This is a genomic window from Synechococcus sp. PROS-9-1 (assembly GCF_014279775.1).
Taxonomy (GTDB): Bacteria; Cyanobacteriota; Cyanobacteriia; order PCC-6307; family Cyanobiaceae; genus Synechococcus_C.
Genome location: NZ_CP047961.1, coordinates 1,498,289 through 1,518,908, shown reverse-complemented (window position 1 = coordinate 1,518,908; position 20,620 = coordinate 1,498,289). Strand labels below are relative to the sequence as shown.

At 55.4% G+C, this 20,620-nt stretch carries 22 protein-coding genes; 12 read left to right on the top strand and 10 right to left on the bottom strand.

Annotated features, from left to right (window positions below; translation table 11 throughout):
* Positions 1-3: 3 nt before the first annotated feature.
* From pyrH to SynPROS91_RS08140, 4 genes are all read right to left on the bottom strand, one after another.
* Positions 4-711 carry a UMP kinase gene (pyrH, locus tag SynPROS91_RS08155; protein ID WP_186515980.1) on the bottom strand — a complete coding sequence of 236 codons (708 nt, stop codon included), beginning with the start codon at positions 709-711 and terminating at the stop codon, positions 4-6.
* 139 nt (positions 712-850) lie between these two features.
* Positions 851-1,555, bottom strand: a complete 705-nt coding sequence (cobO, locus tag SynPROS91_RS08150) for a cob(I)yrinic acid a,c-diamide adenosyltransferase (protein WP_186515979.1) — start codon at positions 1,553-1,555, stop codon at positions 851-853.
* Positions 1,552-2,217 carry a class I SAM-dependent methyltransferase gene (locus SynPROS91_RS08145; RefSeq protein WP_186515978.1) on the bottom strand — a complete coding sequence of 222 codons (666 nt, stop codon included), beginning with the start codon at positions 2,215-2,217 and terminating at the stop codon, positions 1,552-1,554. Before SynPROS91_RS08145 ends, cobO begins: the two co-directional genes overlap by 4 nt.
* Entirely contained in the window at positions 2,217-3,398 is a 1,182-nt protein-coding gene (locus SynPROS91_RS08140; RefSeq protein ID WP_186515977.1) for a site-specific integrase, read from the bottom strand. Before SynPROS91_RS08140 ends, SynPROS91_RS08145 begins: the two co-directional genes overlap by 1 nt.
* 72 nt (positions 3,399-3,470) lie before the next feature.
* Between SynPROS91_RS08140 and hemH the strand changes: the two genes are divergently transcribed.
* The 5 genes from hemH (at position 3,471) to SynPROS91_RS08115 (ending at position 8,875) form a co-directional block, all read left to right on the top strand.
* Positions 3,471-4,646: a ferrochelatase gene (gene hemH / locus SynPROS91_RS08135; protein WP_186515976.1), complete on the top strand. Its 1,176-nt coding sequence runs from the start codon at positions 3,471-3,473 to the stop codon at positions 4,644-4,646.
* 60 nt (positions 4,647-4,706) lie between these two features.
* Positions 4,707-6,488, top strand: coding sequence for a biosynthetic-type acetolactate synthase large subunit (ilvB, locus tag SynPROS91_RS08130; protein ID WP_186515975.1), 1,782 nt, complete (start codon positions 4,707-4,709; stop codon positions 6,486-6,488).
* On the top strand, positions 6,485-6,913 hold the full coding sequence (locus tag SynPROS91_RS08125) for a thermonuclease (protein ID WP_186515974.1): 429 nt from the start codon (positions 6,485-6,487) through the stop codon (positions 6,911-6,913). Before ilvB ends, SynPROS91_RS08125 begins: the two co-directional genes overlap by 4 nt.
* Position 6,914: 1 nt before the next feature.
* Positions 6,915-7,133 (top strand): GIVxVP protein, encoded by a 219-nt coding sequence (locus SynPROS91_RS08120; protein ID WP_186515973.1) that lies wholly within the window; start codon positions 6,915-6,917, stop codon positions 7,131-7,133.
* A 74-nt stretch (positions 7,134-7,207) separates the two neighbouring features.
* Positions 7,208-8,875, top strand: coding sequence for an NAD(P)/FAD-dependent oxidoreductase (locus SynPROS91_RS08115; protein WP_186515972.1), 1,668 nt, complete (start codon positions 7,208-7,210; stop codon positions 8,873-8,875).
* Here SynPROS91_RS08115 and pgeF read toward each other — a convergent pair.
* Genes pgeF through SynPROS91_RS08100 form a run of 3 tightly spaced genes read right to left on the bottom strand, consistent with a single transcriptional unit; the run spans position 8,867 to position 11,882 of the window.
* Positions 8,867-9,685, bottom strand: coding sequence for a peptidoglycan editing factor PgeF (gene pgeF, locus SynPROS91_RS08110; protein ID WP_186515971.1), 819 nt, complete (start codon positions 9,683-9,685; stop codon positions 8,867-8,869). The genes SynPROS91_RS08115 and pgeF overlap by 9 nt on opposite strands.
* On the bottom strand, positions 9,682-10,596 hold the full coding sequence (locus tag SynPROS91_RS08105; protein ID WP_186515970.1) for a Tab2 family RNA-binding protein: 915 nt from the start codon (positions 10,594-10,596) through the stop codon (positions 9,682-9,684). The genes pgeF and SynPROS91_RS08105 overlap by 4 nt, the downstream gene beginning before the upstream one ends.
* Entirely contained in the window at positions 10,593-11,882 is a 1,290-nt protein-coding gene (locus tag SynPROS91_RS08100) for a S1 RNA-binding domain-containing protein (RefSeq protein WP_186515969.1), read from the bottom strand. The genes SynPROS91_RS08105 and SynPROS91_RS08100 overlap by 4 nt, the downstream gene beginning before the upstream one ends.
* 56 nt (positions 11,883-11,938) lie before the next feature.
* Between SynPROS91_RS08100 and SynPROS91_RS08095 the strand changes: the two genes are divergently transcribed.
* From SynPROS91_RS08095 to folE, 6 genes are all read left to right on the top strand, one after another.
* Positions 11,939-12,784, top strand: a complete 846-nt coding sequence (locus SynPROS91_RS08095; protein ID WP_186515968.1) for a creatininase family protein — start codon at positions 11,939-11,941, stop codon at positions 12,782-12,784.
* 71 nt (positions 12,785-12,855) lie between these two features.
* Complete coding sequence (locus tag SynPROS91_RS08090; RefSeq protein WP_186515967.1) at positions 12,856-13,584, top strand: aldehyde oxygenase (deformylating); 729 nt, start codon at positions 12,856-12,858, stop codon at positions 13,582-13,584.
* Positions 13,585-13,741: 157 nt separating this feature from the next.
* Complete coding sequence (locus tag SynPROS91_RS08085; protein WP_186515966.1) at positions 13,742-14,785, top strand: long-chain acyl-[acyl-carrier-protein] reductase; 1,044 nt, start codon at positions 13,742-13,744, stop codon at positions 14,783-14,785.
* A gap of 20 nt (positions 14,786-14,805) precedes the next feature.
* Complete coding sequence (locus SynPROS91_RS08080) at positions 14,806-15,795, top strand: acetyl-CoA carboxylase carboxyltransferase subunit alpha (protein ID WP_186515965.1); 990 nt, start codon at positions 14,806-14,808, stop codon at positions 15,793-15,795.
* A gap of 24 nt (positions 15,796-15,819) precedes the next feature.
* Positions 15,820-16,527, top strand: a complete 708-nt coding sequence (locus SynPROS91_RS08075; RefSeq protein ID WP_186515964.1) for an SDR family oxidoreductase — start codon at positions 15,820-15,822, stop codon at positions 16,525-16,527.
* Between the two features lie 12 nt (positions 16,528-16,539).
* Positions 16,540-17,283 (top strand): GTP cyclohydrolase I, encoded by a 744-nt coding sequence (gene folE / locus SynPROS91_RS08070; RefSeq protein WP_186515963.1) that lies wholly within the window; start codon positions 16,540-16,542, stop codon positions 17,281-17,283.
* A 43-nt stretch (positions 17,284-17,326) separates the two neighbouring features.
* Here folE and SynPROS91_RS08065 read toward each other — a convergent pair whose 3' ends face one another.
* Entirely contained in the window at positions 17,327-17,875 is a 549-nt protein-coding gene (locus SynPROS91_RS08065; protein ID WP_255439689.1) for a hypothetical protein, read from the bottom strand.
* Positions 17,850-18,533 carry a phosphoribosylanthranilate isomerase gene (locus SynPROS91_RS08060; RefSeq protein ID WP_186519637.1) on the bottom strand — a complete coding sequence of 228 codons (684 nt, stop codon included), beginning with the start codon at positions 18,531-18,533 and terminating at the stop codon, positions 17,850-17,852. Before SynPROS91_RS08060 ends, SynPROS91_RS08065 begins: the two co-directional genes overlap by 26 nt.
* A 74-nt stretch (positions 18,534-18,607) precedes the next feature.
* Between SynPROS91_RS08060 and SynPROS91_RS08055 the strand changes: the two genes are divergently transcribed.
* Complete coding sequence (locus SynPROS91_RS08055) at positions 18,608-19,873, top strand: site-2 protease family protein (RefSeq protein WP_186515962.1); 1,266 nt, start codon at positions 18,608-18,610, stop codon at positions 19,871-19,873.
* Here the strand turns inward: SynPROS91_RS08055 and SynPROS91_RS08050 are convergent.
* Entirely contained in the window at positions 19,783-20,619 is an 837-nt protein-coding gene (locus SynPROS91_RS08050; protein ID WP_186515961.1) for a lipoate--protein ligase family protein, read from the bottom strand. The genes SynPROS91_RS08055 and SynPROS91_RS08050 overlap by 91 nt on opposite strands.
* Between the last annotated feature and the right edge of the window lies 1 nt (position 20,620).

Below are 20,620 nucleotides of genomic sequence, written 5' to 3'. Positions count from 1 at the left end.
TGACTAGTTGCTGATACGAGAACCGATGGGCTCACCGGCCACGGCTCTGCCGATGTTGCCAGGTTCAAACAAATTGAAGACAACAATCGGGATGTTGTTGTCTTTGCAAAGAGCGATGGCAGTGCTATCCATCACGGCAAGTTCTCCGCTGAGCACCTGTTGGAAGGTCAAAGAGTCGTAGCGGACGGCATCCGGGAATTGATGCGGATCTTTGTCATACACACCGTCAACCTTGGTGGCTTTGAACACCACATCAGCGCTGATTTCGGCTGCGCGTAAAGCAGCCGTGGTGTCGGTGGTGAAGAACGGATTGCCACAACCTGCTCCAAACACGACCACCCTGCCCTTCTCTAGATGTCGCATCGCGCGCCTGCGGATGTAAGGCTCAGCCACTTCTTGCATTTCAATAGCGGTCTGGACTCGGGTGGCAATGCCGGCTCGCTCAAGTCCGTCCTGCAGGGTGATGGCATTCATCACCGTGGCGAGCATGCCGACGTAGTCGGCGGTGGCGCGATCCATTCCTGCGGCTGAACCTTTCAGCCCTCTGAAAATGTTCCCGCCGCCGACGACAATCGCCAATTGCGTGCCAGTGGCTACAACTTTGGCAACATCTGCAGCGATGGCCGAAACAATTTCTGGATCAATTCCGTAGCCCTGATTGCCCATCAGCGCTTCACCGCTGAGCTTCAGGAGGGCACGCGCGTAGGCCATTCAATATCCTTATCTTTAGGACAGTAGCAAGGCTGTTCTTGGGAGTTCGCGAAAGCTGATACCTCTCTGATGTTGCCCTGTCGCATCGGTGCGCAAGGCAGCCTGATCGCTGGGATGCAGCGATCAGAACACGGTCTCTTCAGAACTCAATGCCTTGCTGTGCTTTGACCCCTTGTTCCCGGAAGGGGTGCTTGATGAGGGACATTTCCGTGACCAAATCGGCTCTTTGGATCAGCCCTTCCGGAGCTCCCCTGCCAGTGAGGGCGACGTGCGTAAGTTCAGGCCGCTCATCAAGGCCTTGCAGGACTTGATCCAGTTCGAGATAGCCAAGTTTTAACGCCACATTCACTTCGTCCAGCACGACAAGTTTTTGTTTGGGGTCTCTGAGGTAAGCGAGCGAGGTATCCCAAGCTGCTTGCACCAGCTGACGATCACGCTCACGATCTTGGGTTTCCCAGGTGAAACCCTCTCCGAGTGCATGCCAACTCAAGGCGTCTCCAAAGGCTTTGAGTGCTTTGGCTTCTCCAGGCTCCCAACCTCCTTTGATGAATTGGACAACGGCAACCTGGTGTCCGTGACCCAGGGTCCGCAAGGCCAAGCCAAGAGACGCAGTGGTCTTTCCCTTGCCGTGGCCGGTGAAGACCAAGACCAATCCCTTTTCAATACGTCTCTCTGAGACCCGTTGTCGCTGCACGTCCTGACGGCGTGCCATGCGCTTTCGGTATGCATCGGCGTCTTTCTCTGGGGCTAAATCGCCTCCCATGCCAAGAGATTCGGCCGATCGGTCCAACGATGATGGGTCCGCAGGCGATGGCTTTCCGGCTGACGTTTGATCCGAGCTCATGACATCTCCCCAGTTGCCTCCAGCATGCCGCTGGAGGGGCAGCGCGCTGTGATGCGCTGGAGAGCAGACCCGGCCAGAACAGCCTGCTCAACAGTGGTGAAGCCGATCTCCTGCAATTGCTTGGGGATGTTGTCCTCAAGCAAAGCAATCGCAGTTTCTGTCTCAAACAATGCGCAGAACAGTTGTTGGGGGAGTTGCAGGAGAGGACCAGCAGGGTGGAGATCAACAACAACGAGCCAGCCACCTGGTTTCAGCAATCTCAAACAGGACAACAACACTTGATGCCGCTCGGCTCGAGGAAATTCATGCAGCGCAAGGCTGATTTGAATGGCATCAAAGCTGGCTGGCGCACAGGGCGGATCTTCTGCCAGCCCCTCAATGCAAGTGAGGAGTGGATGACGGGTTGCGGCGAGTTCCAGAACCTTGGGTGAGACATCAAGACCGGTGACCTGAAACCCTGCTTCGATCCATGGCGCTGCCGCTTCTCCCGAACCGCAGCAAAAGTCGAGCACCTTGGCCCCCCTTGGCAGAACAGGATCGAGCGCTAAAAGCCCAAGGCTGCGCAGTTGATCGACACCTCCAACACTCAGTGCAGAGATCCCTGTGACGGTGTCATAGATCCAACGATGGCGGTAGGCCAGTTGGCGAAGAGGTGATGTCATCAGGCTTCTCTCCTGGCTAATGCTGCATCGACGGCCTGTTGCTGATCTCGCCTGGTGATCCAGTGGTGATAGGTGCGGGTATGAATCGCCACGGAATGTCCCATCATCCTGGCGGCCACGGTATCGGGAAGTCCGATGTGGATGGTGCGAACGGCCCAGGCATGGCGAAGGTCGTAGGGCGTGAGGGGAACGTCGTACCTCCTGAACTGCTCTGCAACCCGCCGTCCGACTTGTTGGAGTGTGGTGTGGCGGAGATCGGTGCAAACCGGAGGGAGGGCCGCGGCGTTCGAGGCGAGATGCGTCAAGTTGAAGCGATCCACCCATTCCGGATGGAAGGGCCAAACCTGATGCTCACCGGTTTTGGTGGTGGGAAGAACGCGGATGACCCTGTCTCCTCCATCCGCTAACGCCGAAACATCCGTGAAAAACACTTCATGGTTGCGCAGCCCATAGGTGGCCATCAGTCCGTAAACAAGTCGCCAACCCGGATTAGGAATGCGCAGCATGGCCTCCAAAATTTGCGGATCGCTGGGTAACTGCCTAAAACGAGCGCGGTGCAGGCCGTATCCCCCCGCCTCTGCACGCCATGCATCCGGAAGGGGCAGGTTTTGATGACGGGCGAGTGCCCCTAGGGCAGTGGAACACTGTTGGCGGCTTCGGCTTCCATCGGGATAGCTGTTCAGCGTCAGCAGTAATAAGTCAGGAGTGAGCAACGAGTGTTGTTCAAGAGCCAAGGCCTTAAGGCGGCGCAGGTAGGGCTGGTACGCCCCGCTCCAAGTGGTGCGGCTACCAGCTGGGGAGCGACGACGACGGGGGTCGGCAAAGAATGCTGTCTTGAACGTCTCCAGATCGCGATCCAGGGGGTGGGTCACTGAGGTTGATTCGCCTTGTGGAGTGTTGTATTGCTGAATTTTTTGCTTCGGTAACCACTGGTCCCATGCAAAAAGTTGTCGCTGTAATTGCAGCTCCACAAGCTGCACGATGCGCTGAGCCTCTTTCAACCCATTCAGGTCGGCCAGGAGTCCAAGACTCAGGCGCTGGGTTTTCCATTGGTTGGGTTGCTGACGGCATGGCAGCCGTCCACGCAGATTGAGTTTTTGCCCTCGTCGCTCCACACGAAGACCACAGCCCTGCTCGGCCAAGGCCGTATTGGCGGCCACGATCGCGGTGTTGAAGTTCATGACCCTGTAAAGACAGCGTCACCATGACGTTGATGGGAGTTACGCTCAACCCCTTAGGACAAAGAAACTTCCATGGCTCGGGTTGGCATTCTTCTGCTCAATCTGGGTGGTCCAGAACGGATTCAGGATGTTGGCCCCTTTCTGTACAACCTGTTTGCAGATCCAGAAATTATTCGGCTGCCCAATCCGATCCTGCAAAAACCCCTGGCTTGGTTGATCAGCACGTTGCGTAGTAGTAAGTCGCAGGAGGCGTATCGCTCAATTGGAGGAGGCTCGCCTCTTCGCCGAATCACTGAGCAGCAAGCAAGAGAGCTCCAGAGTCTTCTGCGCCAGCGTGGGGTGGACGCCACCAGCTATGTGGCGATGCGCTATTGGCACCCGTTTACTGAGTCGGCCGTGGCTGACATCAAGGCTGACGGCATTGATGAAGTTGTCGTTCTTCCCCTCTATCCCCATTTTTCGATTAGTACCAGCGGCTCGAGCTTCCGCGAGCTCCAACGCCTTCGGCAAATGGACGAACGCTTTGAGGCGTTGCCTTTGCGCTGTATTCGCAGTTGGTACGACCATCCAGGCTATGTGCGCTCGATGGCAGAACTCATCGCCGAACAAGTTCGCGCCAGTGACGACGTCGAAAAAGCCCATATCTTTTTCAGTGCCCATGGCGTGCCGAAGAGCTATGTGGAAGAGGCCGGCGATCCCTATCAGCAGGAGATTCAAGCTTGCGCGGCTCTGATTATGGCTGAATTGGAGACCATTGTTGGCCACTCCAATCCCCATACCCTGGCCTATCAGAGCCGAGTTGGGCCGGTGGAATGGCTGAAGCCCTATACCGAGGAGGCCCTCGAAGAACTCGGCCGGGCGAAGACGCAAGATCTAGTGGTGGTCCCCATCAGCTTTGTGAGTGAGCACATTGAAACGCTCGAGGAAATTGACATCGAATACCGCGAACTCGCCACTGAATCAGGTGTCGTGAATTTCCGACGCGTTAGGGCTCTGGACACCTACCCGCCCTTTATTGCTGGATTGGCTGATTTAGTCGTGGCCAGCCTTGAGGGCCCTGAAGTGAATCTCGACCAGGCGGCCGAACTTCCCACCACCGTGAAGCTCTATCCCCAGGAGAAGTGGGAGTGGGGTTGGAATAACAGCTCTGAAGTGTGGAATGGACGCTTGGCCATGATTGGTTTTTCCGCCTTCCTTCTCGAGCTGATCAGCGGCCATGGCCCACTGCATGCTGTTGGTTTGCTTTAAACAGTGCCAATCGGCGAGATGGCCACTTAATCTTTAGGGTCAGATCCTTATGAGGCAGCCGTGACCCTGACATCCGTTCCCACGGCCGCGGATGCGTTGGATTGGAACGGTCAACGCCGTATCACCGGCGCCCACGCCTTGATGAATGCCCTCAGGCTCCATGGCGTTGACACCATTTTTGGCTATCCGGGCGGTGCGATCCTGCCGATCTACGACGCTCTGCACATCGCCGAAAGCGAAGGCTGGCTAAAGCACATTTTGGTGCGTCATGAGCAGGGTGGCACTCATGCTGCGGATGCCTATGCTCGTGCCACTGGTCGGGTTGGCGTCTGTTTTGGAACGTCTGGCCCTGGTGCCACCAACCTGGTCACGGGCATTGCCACGGCCCAAATGGATTCTGTCCCAATGGTGGTCATCACAGGGCAAGTCCCTAGACCTGCGATCGGGACTGATGCTTTTCAGGAAACAGATATTTTTGGCATTACGTTGCCAATCGTGAAACACTCCTGGGTGGTTCGTGACCCAGCCGATCTCGCTTCCGTGGTGGCTCAAGCGTTCCTGATCGCCTCATCAGGACGCCCTGGGCCAGTGTTGATAGATATCCCTAAAGATGTAGGTCAAGAAGAATTCGATTACATCCCAGTTCAACCAGGATCGATCCAACCGCCTGGGTTCAGGCAGCCTGCTAAGCCTGCGGTTCACGCGGTTACTGATGCTCTTGCCTTGATTCGTGAGTCGAGCCGTCCTCTCTTTTACGTCGGAGGTGGTGCAGTAAGCGCAGGTGCCCATGACAGCCTCCAAGTCTTGGCTGAGCGCTTCCAGATCCCTGTGACCACCACGTTGATGGGGAAGGGAGCTTTTGATGAGAATCATCCACTCGCCTTAGGCATGCTTGGGATGCATGGAACGGCGTATGCCAACTTCGCAGTCACAGACTGCGATCTGTTGATCGCTGTTGGTGCTCGTTTTGATGACCGTGTGACGGGCAAGCTCGACACGTTTGCTCCCAAGGCCAAGGTCATTCATTTTGAGATTGACCCTGCGGAGGTTGGTAAAAACCGACGCCCAGATGTGGTCGTGCTGGGTGATTTGGGTTTAAGTCTTGCTCAACTTGTTGATCAGAGTCTCCAGCATTCCGCCGAGTTGACGACCTCGTCTTGGCTGGAACAAATCAAGACTTGGAAGACGCTTTACCCGCTCACCATCCCTGCCAAGGAAGGAGCGATCTTTCCGCAAGAAGTGCTGTTGGCTGTCCGTGATCTGGCCAGTGACGCCATCATCACGACCGATGTAGGCCAACATCAGATGTGGGCTGCGCAGTACTTGCGAAACGGGCCGCGTTGTTGGATCAGCAGCGCGGGATTGGGAACCATGGGATTTGGAATGCCAGCGGCTCTCGGGGCTCAGGTGGCGTTCCCGGATCAGAAAGTGGTTTGCATTGCTGGTGATGCAAGCATCCTGATGAACATTCAGGAACTCGGAACCCTTGCTCAGTATTCACTTCCTGTGAAAGTTGTGATTGTGAATAACCACTGGCAGGGAATGGTTCGGCAGTGGCAGGAAAGCTTTTATGACGAGCGATATTCAGCATCCGACATGCTCAAAGGCATGCCTGATTTCAGTGCATTAGCCAGGGCTTTTGGTGTTGATGGAGTCAAGATCACCGAACGAGATGATCTGCACAGCAAGCTCAGTGAAGCGTTTGAGTCACCTCGTCCGACCCTGATTGATGTTCACGTTAGACGCGGTGAGAATTGTTATCCAATGGTTCCACCAGGAGCCAGTAATGCGCAGATGGTTGGTCTTCCCTCCCATCCTGAGTTGGCCCAGGATTCAAGATGAACTTGTCCGGACTGTTTCAGAATCACAGCCAGCGATCATCATTTTTGCCCCGTTTGCGCAGCGGAGCTCTCATCCGTTTTTGTTCCAGTCTGCTGATTCTGTTGGTCGTGATGTTGGCTTCACCATTGCCATCCATGGCAGCAGAAGTGTTGCAAGTGCGTTCGTCCACTCTTCTTCAGATTGGAGATCGCAACCGCAATTACAGCGTTCGTTTGGCTTGTGTCGCAGTCGATCCTGCCAATGAACAAGCTGCTGTTGATCTTTTAAAAAAAGCAGTGCCTCGACGCAAACGGGTGAACCTTCGTCCAGAGGGAAATGAAGATGGTGTTCTGATTGCCCGCGTTACCCCTCTAGATACCGATCAGGATCTTGGACTTTCATTGGTGACCACTGGTTTAGCCACGCAAAGTTGTAGCGAAGGCTGAAATGGAAAAAAATCGCTTCGCAGCCGGCATCGTGATGGTGCCCTGTTTGCTTCTATCAGCTGCTTTTTTTAGTACAGCGGTCTGGGGTGATGTGCCAGGAGAGAATCAATCTCTCGCCCTAGGACTTGGCGGGTTGCTGTTGGCTGCAGGTTTGCTTGCCCTGTTGATCCCATCAACAAATCCTGAGACAAAAGAGGACGAAACGGATCCATCTTCCTAAGTTTTGAAAAAGAGCCGTTCTCTCATGCCCCCTACGCAGTCGGGGCCTAACCATGACAGGAGCCTTTAAAGCCGGTGTTGCGTCTTAGTGAACTCCGTCTTCCTTTGGATCACGGCCCTGATGATCTGGAGCAAGCGGTTCTGCGTTGCCTGAAGATTCCACCGGCTCGGCTGCTGCATTCTCAGTTGGTGAAGCGGAGTGTTGATGCCCGTCGCCGCGATCGCATTCAGCTGATTTATTCCGTGGATGTAGCAGTGGATGGAGAAGCAGAGCTGTTGCGGCGCAGGCACGGCGATCGAAGAATTCGTCTAACCCCAAACACCCACTATCGATATGTCGCTCAGGCTCCTGAGGGGATCGGCGGGGACTCCGAGCAGCGGCCTGTGGTGGTCGGAGCTGGTCCCTGTGGTTATTTTGCCGCTCTCCTTCTGGCTCAGATGGGGTTTCGTCCGTTGTTGCTGGAACGGGGACAGCCCGTGAAACAAAGAACGGCCGATACGTTTGGATTTTGGCGCCGAACGGCTGAGTTCAATCCGGAATCCAATGCCCAGTTTGGCGAGGGCGGTGCCGGAACATTCTCGGATGGGAAGCTCTACAGCCAGGTCAGTGATCCTGATCATTACGGCTGCAAAGTCCTGGAAGAACTGGTGGCCTGTGGTGCGAATCGTGAGATTCTCACGCAGCACCGACCCCATATCGGCACCTTCAAACTGGCCACGGTGGTGAGGGGGCTGCGGGCCAAAATCGAGGCGCTCGGTGGGGAGGTTCGTTTCAGCAGTCGAGTGGATCAGCTCTTGCTGGAACCCTGCGCTGGATCTCATCCTTCAGGTAAGTCCCAGCAAGTGGTTGGCCTGTGCTTGTCGGATGGGACTTCATTGCCCTGCCGTCAAGTGGTGTTCGCTCCAGGGCATTCAGCACGAGACAGCTTCCAGATGCTTCAGGAGGCTGGAGTCGCTCTTGAAGCTAAGCCGTTTGCGGTCGGATTTCGTATTGAACATCCTCAGGCCTTGGTCGATGAAGCTCGCTGGGGGCAGAACGCAGGACATCCACTCCTCGGGGCGGCGGAATACAAGCTCGTTCACCATGCTGAAAATGGCCGTTGTGTTTACAGCTTTTGTATGTGCCCTGGCGGATTGGTGGTTGGAGCAACCTCTGAGAAGGGCCGGGTTGTCACCAATGGCATGAGCCAGCATTCACGCAATGAGCGCAATGCCAACGCAGCATTGGTTGTTCCTGTGGATGAGCAGGACCTGGCGGCCTATGCCGCCTGGCCAGGGGATCCTTTGGCTGGACTTGCGTTCCAGCGTGCGCTGGAACATAAAGCGTTTGTTCTCGGGGGGGCTGATTACAGCGCTCCAGTGCAGCGGCTCCAGGACTTTTTGGCTGGACGGTCCACAACGGAACTTGGTGCAATCGGCGCTTCTTATCAACCTGGTGTGTCACCAAGTGATTTACGTAGCCTTCTCCCGACGCCAATGGTGGCGGCATTGCAAGAGGCTTTGCCTTATTTTGCTCGTCGCATTAAGGGGTATGACCATCCCGATGCGTTGTTAACAGCAGTAGAAACGCGCACATCGTCACCCCTTCGCATTCCTCGAGACGAACAGTTCGAGTCGATCAATACGTTGGGTCTCACGCCTGCTGGCGAAGGGGCTGGCTACGCGGGGGGGATCCTGTCCGCAGCGATTGATGGGATACGAGTAGCAGAGGCCGTGGGCTTGCGGCTGGGTGCCTCACTGTGAGGAGTCCGCAGCTTGACCAACGATTCCGCTCCACTGCACCGCCTTCACCTGATCGCGACGCGAGGAGTGGAACAGGCTCGGCTCTGAAATGGTGCAGAGAGGGCAGAGATTGATCTGTTGCTCTGGTATTCCGCAGCCTTGCAGCTGCTCTCGGGCGGCCAGACGAATATCGAGGCGATACTTGTTGGGGGCTGGATCGGGCAGAAGGATGCCAAGGGCTTCCAATTCGGTGAGCCCTAGAGATCGATCGGAATGGAGAGCTTGTCCTACCTGCTCTGCTACATCGGTCTCGACCTGATAGGACCTCCCACTGACCGCTGGGCCTAGGGCGACAATCAGCTGTTCTGGCTTTGCTCCTCGTGTGGCTAAACGCCTTACTGCAGCAGGAAGAATGCCACTGGCGACCCCTCGCCAGCCTGCATGACAAGCAGCAACGTGGCCGCTGGTGGGGTCTGCAAGAAGAACGGGGGTGCAATCGGCACCGCAAACCCACAGACTTTGGCCACCACGGTCGCTGACTAAACCGTCGGCATCAGGCCAGGGAGAACCGATCGCTTCTTCAGCATTCAGAACTTGGTTTCCGTGAACTTGTTGGGGGCGATGGACACTCACTCCCGCAGATAGATAGGCCGCTAAGACATCCGGCCCGCGGTTGTCCCAAAGACGGGTGAAAAATCCATGCTCGAAGCCTGCGGACTGCATCGCGTCCGAGGTGAGGTAATAACCGCCGTAGCAGCCCACCCATGTCCAATGTTCAAGAGTGTTGAACAGATTGTCGGGCTGGCGGAACGGATCGGCAGTAGCAGTCATGGTTCTGCTTGATTCCGCAGCATCCAAAACCCTTCAAAACGCTCAGCATCTGGTGAGGTTTGAACAGCGATGAACTGCAACCCGTCAGCGTGCTCAGAAGCCTGTGTCAACAGTGCTGAAACGTGCGTGGCTTCCTCGGCGCTGAGATCGCTCACGAGCCAGCAGTCATCCTGACCAGCCTCCAGGAGAAGTTGGGTGCCGCTCACCCTGAGGCGAACAGGTTCAATCCCACCAAGGAGACCAGCCAGGGCTAATCCCCTGGTTTTGCTGAACAGGCGTAATCCTGGGATGACTTGGTCATCGTGAATCGTGGTGGGAACGGGGAGCAGGCCTCGGAATCCGATGGGCCATCCGGCGGCTTCTCGCAAGGCTGAAGCGGGAAGTTCGGCCCAATTCCAGCTATCACCCCGAACCGACTCTGGTAGGGGACGAGGAGGCGTGCTGACCGGTACTGGCGGGGGAGCAAGAGGTCCTGCCATATACCCCTCTTCATTGGGGTAGAGATCTTCTTCGCGCTCAGCGATCCAATCGAGCAAGGCGTAGGTGCGACGGCTTGGAACCATCTCGAGACCCAGTTCAGACGCAGCCCTCTGAATCATGGTGCGCATTGAGCTTCTCCACGAACGCAGCTTGCGAGGCACTGACCAGCCTTGCTGTTGGGCAGCCGCAATGGCTTCCGAGAGAGCGTCGGTTAACCAGGTGGAATTCACGCTGCCAGCTGGGCAACGTTTTTCGAAGCGAAAACTTGCAGTCGTTCCTTCGCAGGGGGAGCTGATGATCAGCAGCTCCCAACGTTTTTTGCCATCAGGTTCAAGGATGGGTCTGGAATAGAAATCGAGTTCCCAGTCGCTTAAAAGGATCCCGCTTGAACGTTCACTCGCATCGTTCTGAATCTGTTCGGCGGAGATCATCCAGCTGATTGTTCCTGTTGCTTCAAGACGTTACGAGCCCTATTGGCTCGATCGGTTGCTTCTGCCATCACTTTGTCTTTATCGACAAGTAATTCACCAGGCTGTCCTTCCAGCATTGCGGTATTTAGGGCGATTCGACCGCGACCAGGATCTAAATCCGTAATTAACGCTTTTACAGCGTCGCCTTGATCAAAAATTTCACGCATCGACCGCATGCTGCCTCCGGTAATCGCTGATTGATGCAGAAGTCCGCTGATCCCTCCGAGATCCACGAACAGTCCATAGGGCTTGATGGCCGCCACATGACCTTCCACCAATTGTCCAATCTCTAGTTCTGTGAACCGAGCGGCAGTGGCTGCTCTCTTCTCAGAAAGGACCAATTTTCGCGTTTCAGAATTGACCTCGAGGAAGGCCACACCCAAGGTTTTGCCCACCAAAGCTTCATGGTTTTCACCGTCCTGCAATTGCGAACGGGGGATAAAGCCTCGTAATCCTTCTAAATCGCAGGTCACACCACCACGGTTGAAACCGGTGACTTTGACTTGAGAGACCCTGCCCTCTTTCTCAAGCTGTTTCACCTTGTCCCAGCTCTGACGTAAGGCGAGCGCGCGGCAGCTGATGGTGACCATCCCATCAGCATTTTGTTCGCGCGTCACCAAGACTTCAATTTCGAGCCCCTTGGGGAATCTTTCCTTCAGGTTGGTGATCACTCCGAGACCACATTCGCTCTTGGGCATAAACCCAGGAGCTTTGCCGCCGATGTCGACATAAACACCATCGCTTTCCATCCCGATCACTGTTCCCGTCACCACTTCCCCTGTGGTGCCCACAGGTTCGTTGGCGTCGAGGGCGGCTAAGAAAGCACCTTCATCAAAGTCAAAGTCGTCCACGCTTCGAGTTGAGGTTTGGGCAGGACCTGAACTGGACGTCGAAGACTTTCTCTTCGAATCGGATGGGCCGAGTAGATCGGCCATGCTCATGCCACTGAGCTCGTCGGTCCCAAAGCGAGCATCGTCGTCGTCAACTGCCGATGGCTTAGCCGTCGTGGCTGGGGCTGTTGGAGGTCTAGCCGTTGTGTTCTGAGCTCTTTGCGCAGCCTGCTCTAATTCAACTGCCCGTGCCATCGCCGCGTCTGCGGCCGCCCGTGCTTCTTCCGCCTCACGATGGAGGCGGTCCTGTTCGTCTTTGCGGCTGATATGCATGACCTGCAACGGTTTGCGCGGCGGCTGCGCTGCCGGGATTTGTCCCTTGCTGTCTAGGGAATGTTGGCTTTCTGATCCCGCCATGGGTCTCAATATCCTCGATAAGCCAGTCTGGCAGGAAATGGGAGGCCTGTCGGCTCATGACTGCACAAGCTCACTTGGGTCTTTCAACGACACGGCGCTTGGACAGGCTGAGTTGGCCAGAGGCGGAGAAGGCCTTGCAGCAATCCCGTTCCACCGTGGTTTGGCCGATGGGAGCTTTTGAACAACATGGCCCCCATCTCCCACTTGCCACAGACACCTTGTTTTCTGAGCGGATTCTGTCCTCTGTGCTGTCAGAGCTCGCGCCAAACGCCCCGATTTGGAGTCTTCCCTCACAATCCATCGGGTTCTCTCCAGAGCATTCAGGCTTTCCTGGAACTTTGAGCTTGTCCTCGGGATTGTTGACTCAGCTGATCATCGAGGTGGGCACCCAGTTATCTGCTCAAGGGGTGAAGCGCTTGGTGCTGTTCAACGCCCATGGGGGACAGATTGGATTGCTGCAGGCTGCGGCTAGGGAACTGCGTGCTCAAGCGCCATCGATGGCGATTCTTCCCTGCTTCTTGTGGAGTGGTGTTCCCGGTTTGGATGCGTTGATCCCTGGGGATGAGCTACGGGGCGGATTGCATGCTGCTCAGGCTGAGACAAGTTTGATGCTTGCTCTTGAGCCGCAGTTGGTGGGGGAGGCACGGCCTGTCGATGGTGATCATCGCCAGCCCTCCTCTCTCGCTACTCCTCCGCCTGGCTGGAGTCTTGAAGGAGCGGCTCCTACGGCTTGGTTAACGAGTGACCTAAGTAGCAGTGGAGTGATCGGTGATTCACGTGCCTCCAGCGCCGAATGTGGTGAAGCATTGGAATCTTGCCTTGTGAGCCATTGGGTGAACCTCTTCGGCAGTTTGTTGGCCAGTGATTGGCCCCCTTCTCAGCCTGTTGCGGTTGTCAACTGACCCTTTGAGCACGTCTGTTGAGGAAAACACTGGTTACAGTCGTGAACATTGCTGATAACCGGAAGAGAATCATGCCAACCCTTGACTCCACAGCAGTCGCTGTGCTCGACGAACAGCAGGGTTTGGCAGAGCTACCTGATTTCACGACGGATGCTTACAAAGACGCATACAGCCGGATCAACGCCATCGTGATCGAAGGTGAGCAGGAAGCTCATGACAATTACCTCTCACTTGGAACGCTGATCCCTGATCAGGCTGAGGAACTCGCCAAGTTGGCGAAGATGGAAATGAAGCACATGAAGGGCTTCACCGCCTGCGCAAAAAATCTGGACGTCGTGGCTGATATGCCCTTTGCCCATGAGTTTTTTGCTCCTTTGCATGGCAATTTCCAATCGGCTCTGAAAGAGGGGAAGGTGGTCACCTGTCTGCTCATTCAGGCCCTATTGATTGAGGCCTTCGCCATCTCTGCCTATCACATCTATATCCCTGTTGCTGACCCCTTTGCCCGCAAAATCACTGAGGGAGTCGTCAAGGATGAGTACACCCACCTCAACTACGGCCAAGAGTGGCTGAAGGCCAACTTCGAGGCAAGCCGCGATGAGTTGATGGAAGCCAACAAAGTGAATCTTCCGCTCATTCGCTCAATGCTGGAGCAAGTTGCTGCTGATGCTTCTGTTTTGCATATGGAAAAAGAAGATCTGATCGAAGATTTTTTGATTGCTTACCAGGAAGCTTTGAATGAGATCGGATTTAGCTCCCGCGATATTGCTCGCATGGCGGCAGCAGCACTGGCTATCTAACTGCGTTACGGCTAATGGTGTCGGGGATGGTGGGCGTCAATTTCGCCCCATTACGTTCACCATGAACCCGACCCGTGCTTAGGTGGGTGCTGACTCCATCGACTGATCGGTTGATGTGGTTTAGATCCCTACGTTTAAGTACGACCGTCGGCAGCGCATGTTTGGTCTGATCGGACATTCCACCAGTTTTGAAGCGGCAAGGCGTAAAGCTTTAGAGCTGGGTTTCGATCACATTGCTGAGGGTGATCTTGATGTTTGGTGCAGTGCTCCGCCTCAGTTGGTGGAGCATGTGGAAGTCACGAGCCTGACAGGCAAAACAATTGAAGGGGCTTATATCGACTCGTGCTTTGTGCCAGAGATGCTGAGCCGCTTTAAAACGGCTAGGCGCAAGGTATTGAACGCCATGGAGCTTGCTCAGAAGAAAGGGATCAACATCACCGCTCTGGGCGGTTTTACTTCGATTATTTTTGAGAATTTCAACCTTCTGAAGCATCAAACCATTCGCAGCACCACGCTGGAGTGGGAGCGATTTACGACTGGAAACACCCATACGGCTTGGGTCATCAGTCGACAGGTTGAAATCAATGCTCCTTTGCTTGGTATTGACCTCAGTAAGGCTCGAGTTGCTGTGGTGGGAGCGACGGGAGACATTGGTAGTGCTGTTTGTCGCTGGTTAACCCAGAGGACCGGAATTAAAGAGCTGCTCATGGTCGCTCGTCAGCAGCAACCACTGACCGACCTACGAGAGGAACTGGGGGGCGGACGCATCCTCAGCTTGGATGAAGCGCTCCCAGAGGCTGATGTTGTGGTTTGGGTCGCAAGCATGCCCCGCACGTTGGAAATTGATGCGGATCGCTTGCAAAAACCATGCTTGATGATCGATGGCGGCTACCCCAAAAATCTTGATTCGCGGGTTGCAGGCGAAGGTGGCGTTCACGTCTTGAAGGGAGGCATTGTCGAATTTGCATCAGATATCGGCTGGACGATGATGGAAATTGCTGAGATGGAGAAGCCCCAGCGCCAGATGTTTGCTTGCTTTGCTGAGGCGATTCTTCTGGAGTTTGAGGCTTGTCATACCAACTTCAGCTGGGGTAGGAACAACATCACCCTTGAAAAAATGGATTTCATTGGTGCTGCCTCGATGCGGCATGGTTTCACCACTCTCAACCTTCAGGGGCAGCTTCAGGCTGCCGCTGCCTGACGTTCACAGATCCGGATTTCATGGCACGTCGCCCCCTGCTCGAGTTTGAAAAGCCCCTGATTGAGCTTGAACAGCAGATTGAGCAGATCCGCCAGTTGGCTAGGGACTCAGAAGTTGATGTAAGCCAGCAGTTGCTTCAGCTAGAAACCCTTGCGGCTCGCAGACGCGAGGAGATTTTTCAAAACCTGACTCCAGCGCAGAAAATTCAGGTTGCTCGCCATCCTCATCGTCCGAGCACTCTGGATTTTATTCAGATGTTCTGCGATGACTGGGTTGAGCTCCATGGTGATCGTCGTGGGAGCGACGATCAGGCTTTGGTGGGTGGCCTCGGTCGCATCGGTGATCGCTCAGTGGTGCTTTTGGGCCATCAAAAGGGGCGTGACACCAAGGAAAACGTGGCTCGTAACTTTGGGATGGCAACCCCAGGTGGATATCGCAAGGCGTTGCGATTAATGGAGCATGCCGATCGTTTTGGTCTGCCGATTCTTGCTTTTATCGATACTCCTGGTGCTTATGCGGGCTTGCTGGCTGAAGAACAAGGCCAGGGTGAAGCGATCGCCGTCAACCTCCGTGAGATGTTCCGCTTGAGAGTGCCAATTATTGCCACGGTGATTGGCGAAGGCGGATCTGGTGGTGCACTTGGAATTGGTGTTGCTGACCGGCTGCTGATGTTTGAACACAGCGTTTATACGGTGGCGAGTCCAGAGGCCTGTGCCTCGATCCTTTGGCGTGATGCAGCCAAAGCACCGGAAGCGGCCGCGGCATTGCGAATCACTGGCAAAGACTTACTCAGTCTTGGTGTGGTTGATGAGGTGCTTTCGGAACCGTCGGGTGGAAACAATTGGGCTCCCCTTGAGGCGGGAGCAACGCTGCGGGAAGCCCTCGAACGCAATCTGTCTGAGCTTTTGGCTCTTCCGCCGCAAGAACTACGGGATCAGCGTTACCGAAAGTTTCGGGCGATGGGCCGCTTCATCGAGCCAACTTCGACAAATGCTGATTCAGCTTCTTAGGATTGCTGAGATCGCTGAGGCTCATTGCCCTCTGTATTAATTACCGGAGCATCTCGCGGCATTGGTCGTAGTGCTGCTTTTGCTTTTGCTGAAGCTGGCTGGGATCTCATTCTTTTGTCGCGCAGCGAAGCCTCTCTTCAATCTCTTGCCACTGAATTGGCATCCACAGGTCAACGCATCGTCTACGGAGCTGTTGATCTCACCAAGCCTGAGGAGATTGCTCCAGGGGTGGCAACATTGCTCAGTCAGGGGCTTACACCATCTGTATTGATCAATAACGCTGGTGCTGCTTGGACAGGAGGGCTACTTGAGATGCCCTTGGATCGCTGGAATTGGTTGATGCAGCTCAACCTCACCAGTGTGTTTCAAATGTGCGCTGCTGTGGTTCCTGCCATGCGCCCTGTAGGTGGACTGGTGATCAACATCAGCAGTCATGCTGCTCGAAATGCTTTCCCGAATTGGGGTGCTTATTGCACAGTGAAGGCAGCCTTAGCCAGTTTCACTCGCTGTCTCGCTGAAGAGGAAAGGGCTCACGGGATCCGCGCCTGCACGCTCACCCTCGGTGCTGTGGATACCTCACTTTGGGATTCGCCAACAGTCCAGAGCACGTTCAACCGGCGTGCCATGCTTCCTGCCGAACACGTTGCTGTTACGCTTCTTCATCTTGCGCAACAGCCGTCCACGCAAATCGTTGAAGACCTAACCCTGATGCCAGCTACTGGTGCCTTCTGAAACACCCCTGACATGACTTCTACTATTCCTGCCATCTCCAACGAGACTTTGACTTCACTCAACGCTGGAGTCCAACCCGTTTCTCAGAGAATCCGTCAGCGCCTCGTTGATCAGGGTATTTCTTTCCTTGCGAATGACAACGTTGCGGCCTTCATCGAAACCGGTGAGCTTGATGAGCTCGAGCTCGAGGTTGCTGATCGTGTCAGGGAGCTTCTGCGCAGCCTGGTTATTGACATCGACAATGATCACAACACTGCTGAGACGGCAGAGCGTGTGGCTCGGATGTATCTCCGTGAGGTGTTCAAGGGGCGCTACAACCATCAACCCAAGGTTGCGAGTTTTCCAAACGTCAAGCAACTCGACGAGATTTATACCGTTGGCCCCATAAGCGTTCGCTCTGCTTGCTCCCACCACCTTGTTCCAATCATGGGGAACTGCTGGATCGGAATCAAGCCTGGTGAGCGTGTGATTGGTCTCTCCAAGTTCACCCGTGTGGCTGATTGGGTGTTCTCAAGGCCACATATCCAAGAGGAAGCGGTGATGATTCTCGCCGACGAAATTGAGAGGCTGTGTGCTCCTCAGGGTTTGGGCATCATCATTAAGGCTCAGCACTACTGCATGAAGTGGAGAGGTGTAAAGGAACCGCAAACCAGCATGGTGAATTCAGTGGTTCGTGGTGATTTCCGTCATGACCCCAGCCTTAAGCAAGAATTCTTTGAGCTGGTGCGGCATCAGGAAGCGATGCTCAGCACCTGATTCTCAGACTGAGCTGACGGTGGTCAGTGCAATGGAATCGGCGTTATTGAATCGGACCAATCACGTTGCTGCTCACCCGCTTCACATCTCCATTACTGGTTGCAACAACCATCACGGCCATGACTGATCCACCTCGATCAGCTTGGCTAATTCGATAGGTTTCTTCGCTGAGATCAGACACTAATTTCCAATGCCCATCCCCTTGGCGTTGATACCAGTGAATATGAATGCTGTTGATCTCATCTGCCTGGAGATCAAATTTGGCTTTAAGGAGTTGCCCTTCTCTTGCATCTCCGATCAGGACAAATTTCTTCAGTCCTTCGATGGTTTGTGTGATCCGCCCTTCCATCTGGACGTCTGTTGAGATCTTTTTGTTGAGAACGTTGATTTGTTGTTCAGGATCTGCCGTTAACCCAGGCACGCATTGCAAGCTTCCGTCGTCGAGGCGACACCCTGGAAGCATTCCTTGCGCTTGCGTTGCTGCAGGTAAAAGACTGATCCATGAGAGAAGCAATACAGATGCTGCAGCCCGATAGGCCATGGAAATCGCTTGAATTGATCGCAACTTATTGCCGAAGTGGTCCGTTGTCATGAACGGTTTGAACAAGGGCGCGAACTTTGTTGAGGTCTTTCACTCCTGGTTTCGCTTCAAGACGGCTTGAGGCGTCGAGTCCGTAGGGCGACACAATCCTGAGAAGTTCAGGGACCCATTCGGAGCTGATCCCTCCAGCCAACCACCAGACGGTGTTTGGTTTGAGCTGGTCATGCAAGTGGGTGAACCAGTTTGGGTCCAGACGATGGCCTGTTCCACCAAGTTGATCAGGGCTCCAGGCATCGAGTAATAGGGCGTCGATATGGGGTTCAAAAGAGCTGAGATCACTGAGATCTTGTTCCGTTCGTAGTCTCAGGGCTTTCCACCAGCGCACCGTTGGATGCTGCTGCTTCAGCTGAAGGCAGCGCTCTGGCGTTTCCGATCCATGGAGTTGAACGATGGTTGGTGTCCCCTCTGCTTGAAGCGCGCTTTTTATGGCGTAGTCGCAGGGATCCGCGACAACCCAGACACGCTCGACGTGCGGATACAACTTTTCCAATTCCGTGAAGATGGCACGTCGTAGCGGCTCCTCGACGAAACGGGGGGTTTTGTCCACGCCGATCACGCCGATCGCCTGCACTCCCATGGCAGCGATGGAACAGGCTTGAGAGCGATCGGTGAGCCCACAGATTTTCAGAGCGACAGCCGCGTTGGACATTCGATCGATGAGCTCGAGTGGTTCCTTTCTAGGATTGGACGATCGGGCCACGGCAGTGCCCAACGGAGGAGCCCATGGGCGATGGCTGGCAGCTGATGCGGATTCGCGGCATTCCGCTTCGGGTCCACCCCAGCTGGTTCATCATTTTGGTGTTGTTCACACTTGCTTTTCAGCAACAGGCTGCGGCTCTTCCAGAAGCGTCTAGCTCCCCTGTTCTGAGCTGGTTGTTGGGCTTGTCCACAGCACTCTTGCTGTTTGTTTCGGTGCTGATGCACGAACTGGGCCATTCGCTTGTCGCCCTAAGGGAGGGGGTCAAGGTGAGCAGCATCACGCTTTTCTTGCTTGGTGGCGTTGCTCGCGTGGAACGGGAATGTTCCACGGCGATGGGATCCTTCCGGGTCGCCGCGGCTGGTCCAGCGGTCAGCTTTGTCTTGGCTGGTTTGCTTTTGGCCAGCCAGCAGGCTGCAAACCATGCCAATCCCTTGCTGGGCAATCTTGTTGGTCAGCTTGGTGCTCTTAATTTGGTCTTGGCTTTGTTCAACCTTTTGCCCGGACTGCCTCTCGACGGAGGCTTGATCCTTAAAGCGCTTGTGTGGCAATTCACCGGGAGCCAGCGCCGCGGGGTTCAGGTCGCTACGGCCACGGGGCGGCTTCTCTCGCTGACCGCGATCATGCTCGGGGTGTATATCTTCCTTCGAGGTGGTGGATTTACAGGCCTATGGCTTGTGATGTTGGGTTGGTTCGGCATGGGAGCCTCGCGGTCCCAATCTCAGACCCTGGCTCTCCAGCAGCTCTTGATCAACTTGCACGTAGGCCCTGCTTCCTCCAAGCGTTATCGGGTGCTGGAAGCTGATCAGACTTTGCGCAGCCTTAGCCAAATGCGTTTGAGGGGAGCTGAGTCTGAGACTGATCCACTGCCCGACTGGGTGCTTGTTTGCCGGTCTGGGCGCTGGATTGGATACGTCACCGATCAGCCACTCAAGGATCTCTCCGTTCAGTACTGGGATCGACAGACCGTTGGGGAGCACATGCGACCGCTAGCTGAACTCCCTTCTCTTCAAGAGTCAGCTCCACTTTGGAAAGCCGTTCTTGCACTTGAGCAAAGTGAACATGGCCGATTGCTTGTGACCGGTGCTGCGGGTCTTCCCTCCGGAACTCTGGATCGCAGTGATGTGGGCGAAGCGGTTTTGAAGGGGTTGTCCCTCAAATTGCCGGCTCCCCTTCTCGAAGCCGCTAGGCGCCGAAATGACTATCCCTTTGGCCTACCGCTGCTCCAGGCGGTGACGTCCATGCGTGCCTCCGGATTGTTGGATGAGACCGCTGAATCGTTGAGCTCATAATCAGCAGCTCGTTCCGCTACGAGCTGCTGTTCCCGACCGCTGATTGGCGTCACGCCCCAGGGGAGTCCGGGCCAGAGCTCCGCAATCGCCTCGGTAAGAGCTGCTTCAACACTGGCAGCAGATGGAGCGGTGGACTGCCAGCAAGGAGGAGCTGTTCCAAAGACCTCTTCCCAAAGCTGTTGGGACGGAGCCAAGGGGATTTCACCGTGCTGCAGAAGGTGCCCCCTCTGCCAAAACTGGGCGCTGCCGATGCGTTTATGCCCCGAGCGATCCACGAGATCCGCCGTGGTGGCGCTGGCGAAGCAATCTTGGCTTCCAGCGAGGGCAGGATCATCCCCTGAATGAAGCTCAAGGCCGAGTCGCGCTAATCCAGAGGAGATCCAGGCGTTCACGCGGCGATACGCTTCGCGTCGCTGTCGAGGTGGATCCGGCCAGATCAGGGCGTAGGTGAGGCCACCGCCATGCAGAACTGCCCCACCACCGCTAGGGCGTCGGACCATGTTTAAGCGTCCGTTTCGGACCAGATCGAGCCAATGATTGGACTGCGGTGTCTGGTGGCGCCCGAGTGACAACCAGGACCCTTCCCAGAGATAAAAGCGGAGCACGGGGCCAGGGTTGGTTGTGCTTTGGCAATGTTCCAACAACAGGGCGTCAAAGGCCATATGTTCTGGACCTTGGCCGGCAACAGCTGGGATCAGTCGGCCGAGGGTTCCGAACTCAGACCGGCAGGATGCAGGAATCGACATG

Coding starts and splice junctions, on each gene's coding strand:
- pyrH (WP_186515980.1), bottom strand. CDS start 711: ATGGCCTACGCGCGTGCCCTCCTGAAGCTCAGCGGTGAAGCGCTGATG.
- folE (WP_186515963.1), top strand. CDS start 16,540: ATGACTTCTACTATTCCTGCCATCTCCAACGAGACTTTGACTTCACTC.
- SynPROS91_RS08105 (WP_186515970.1), bottom strand. CDS start 10,596: ATGATCTCCGCCGAACAGATTCAGAACGATGCGAGTGAACGTTCAAGC.
- pgeF (WP_186515971.1), bottom strand. CDS start 9,685: ATGACTGCTACTGCCGATCCGTTCCGCCAGCCCGACAATCTGTTCAAC.
- SynPROS91_RS08090 (WP_186515967.1), top strand. CDS start 12,856: ATGCCAACCCTTGACTCCACAGCAGTCGCTGTGCTCGACGAACAGCAG.
- SynPROS91_RS08145 (WP_186515978.1), bottom strand. CDS start 2,217: ATGACATCACCTCTTCGCCAACTGGCCTACCGCCATCGTTGGATCTAT.
- SynPROS91_RS08100 (WP_186515969.1), bottom strand. CDS start 11,882: ATGGCGGGATCAGAAAGCCAACATTCCCTAGACAGCAAGGGACAAATC.
- SynPROS91_RS08060 (WP_186519637.1), bottom strand. CDS start 18,533: ATGTCCAACGCGGCTGTCGCTCTGAAAATCTGTGGGCTCACCGATCGC.
- SynPROS91_RS08095 (WP_186515968.1), top strand. CDS start 11,939: ATGACTGCACAAGCTCACTTGGGTCTTTCAACGACACGGCGCTTGGAC.
- SynPROS91_RS08085 (WP_186515966.1), top strand. CDS start 13,742: ATGTTTGGTCTGATCGGACATTCCACCAGTTTTGAAGCGGCAAGGCGT.
- SynPROS91_RS08065 (WP_255439689.1), bottom strand. CDS start 17,875: ATGACAACGGACCACTTCGGCAATAAGTTGCGATCAATTCAAGCGATT.
- cobO (WP_186515979.1), bottom strand. CDS start 1,555: ATGAGCTCGGATCAAACGTCAGCCGGAAAGCCATCGCCTGCGGACCCA.
- hemH (WP_186515976.1), top strand. CDS start 3,471: ATGGCTCGGGTTGGCATTCTTCTGCTCAATCTGGGTGGTCCAGAACGG.
- SynPROS91_RS08140 (WP_186515977.1), bottom strand. CDS start 3,398: ATGAACTTCAACACCGCGATCGTGGCCGCCAATACGGCCTTGGCCGAG.
- SynPROS91_RS08125 (WP_186515974.1), top strand. CDS start 6,485: ATGAACTTGTCCGGACTGTTTCAGAATCACAGCCAGCGATCATCATTT.
- SynPROS91_RS08050 (WP_186515961.1), bottom strand. CDS start 20,619: ATGTCGATTCCTGCATCCTGCCGGTCTGAGTTCGGAACCCTCGGCCGA.
- SynPROS91_RS08120 (WP_186515973.1), top strand. CDS start 6,915: ATGGAAAAAAATCGCTTCGCAGCCGGCATCGTGATGGTGCCCTGTTTG.
- SynPROS91_RS08080 (WP_186515965.1), top strand. CDS start 14,806: ATGGCACGTCGCCCCCTGCTCGAGTTTGAAAAGCCCCTGATTGAGCTT.
- SynPROS91_RS08055 (WP_186515962.1), top strand. CDS start 18,608: ATGGGCGATGGCTGGCAGCTGATGCGGATTCGCGGCATTCCGCTTCGG.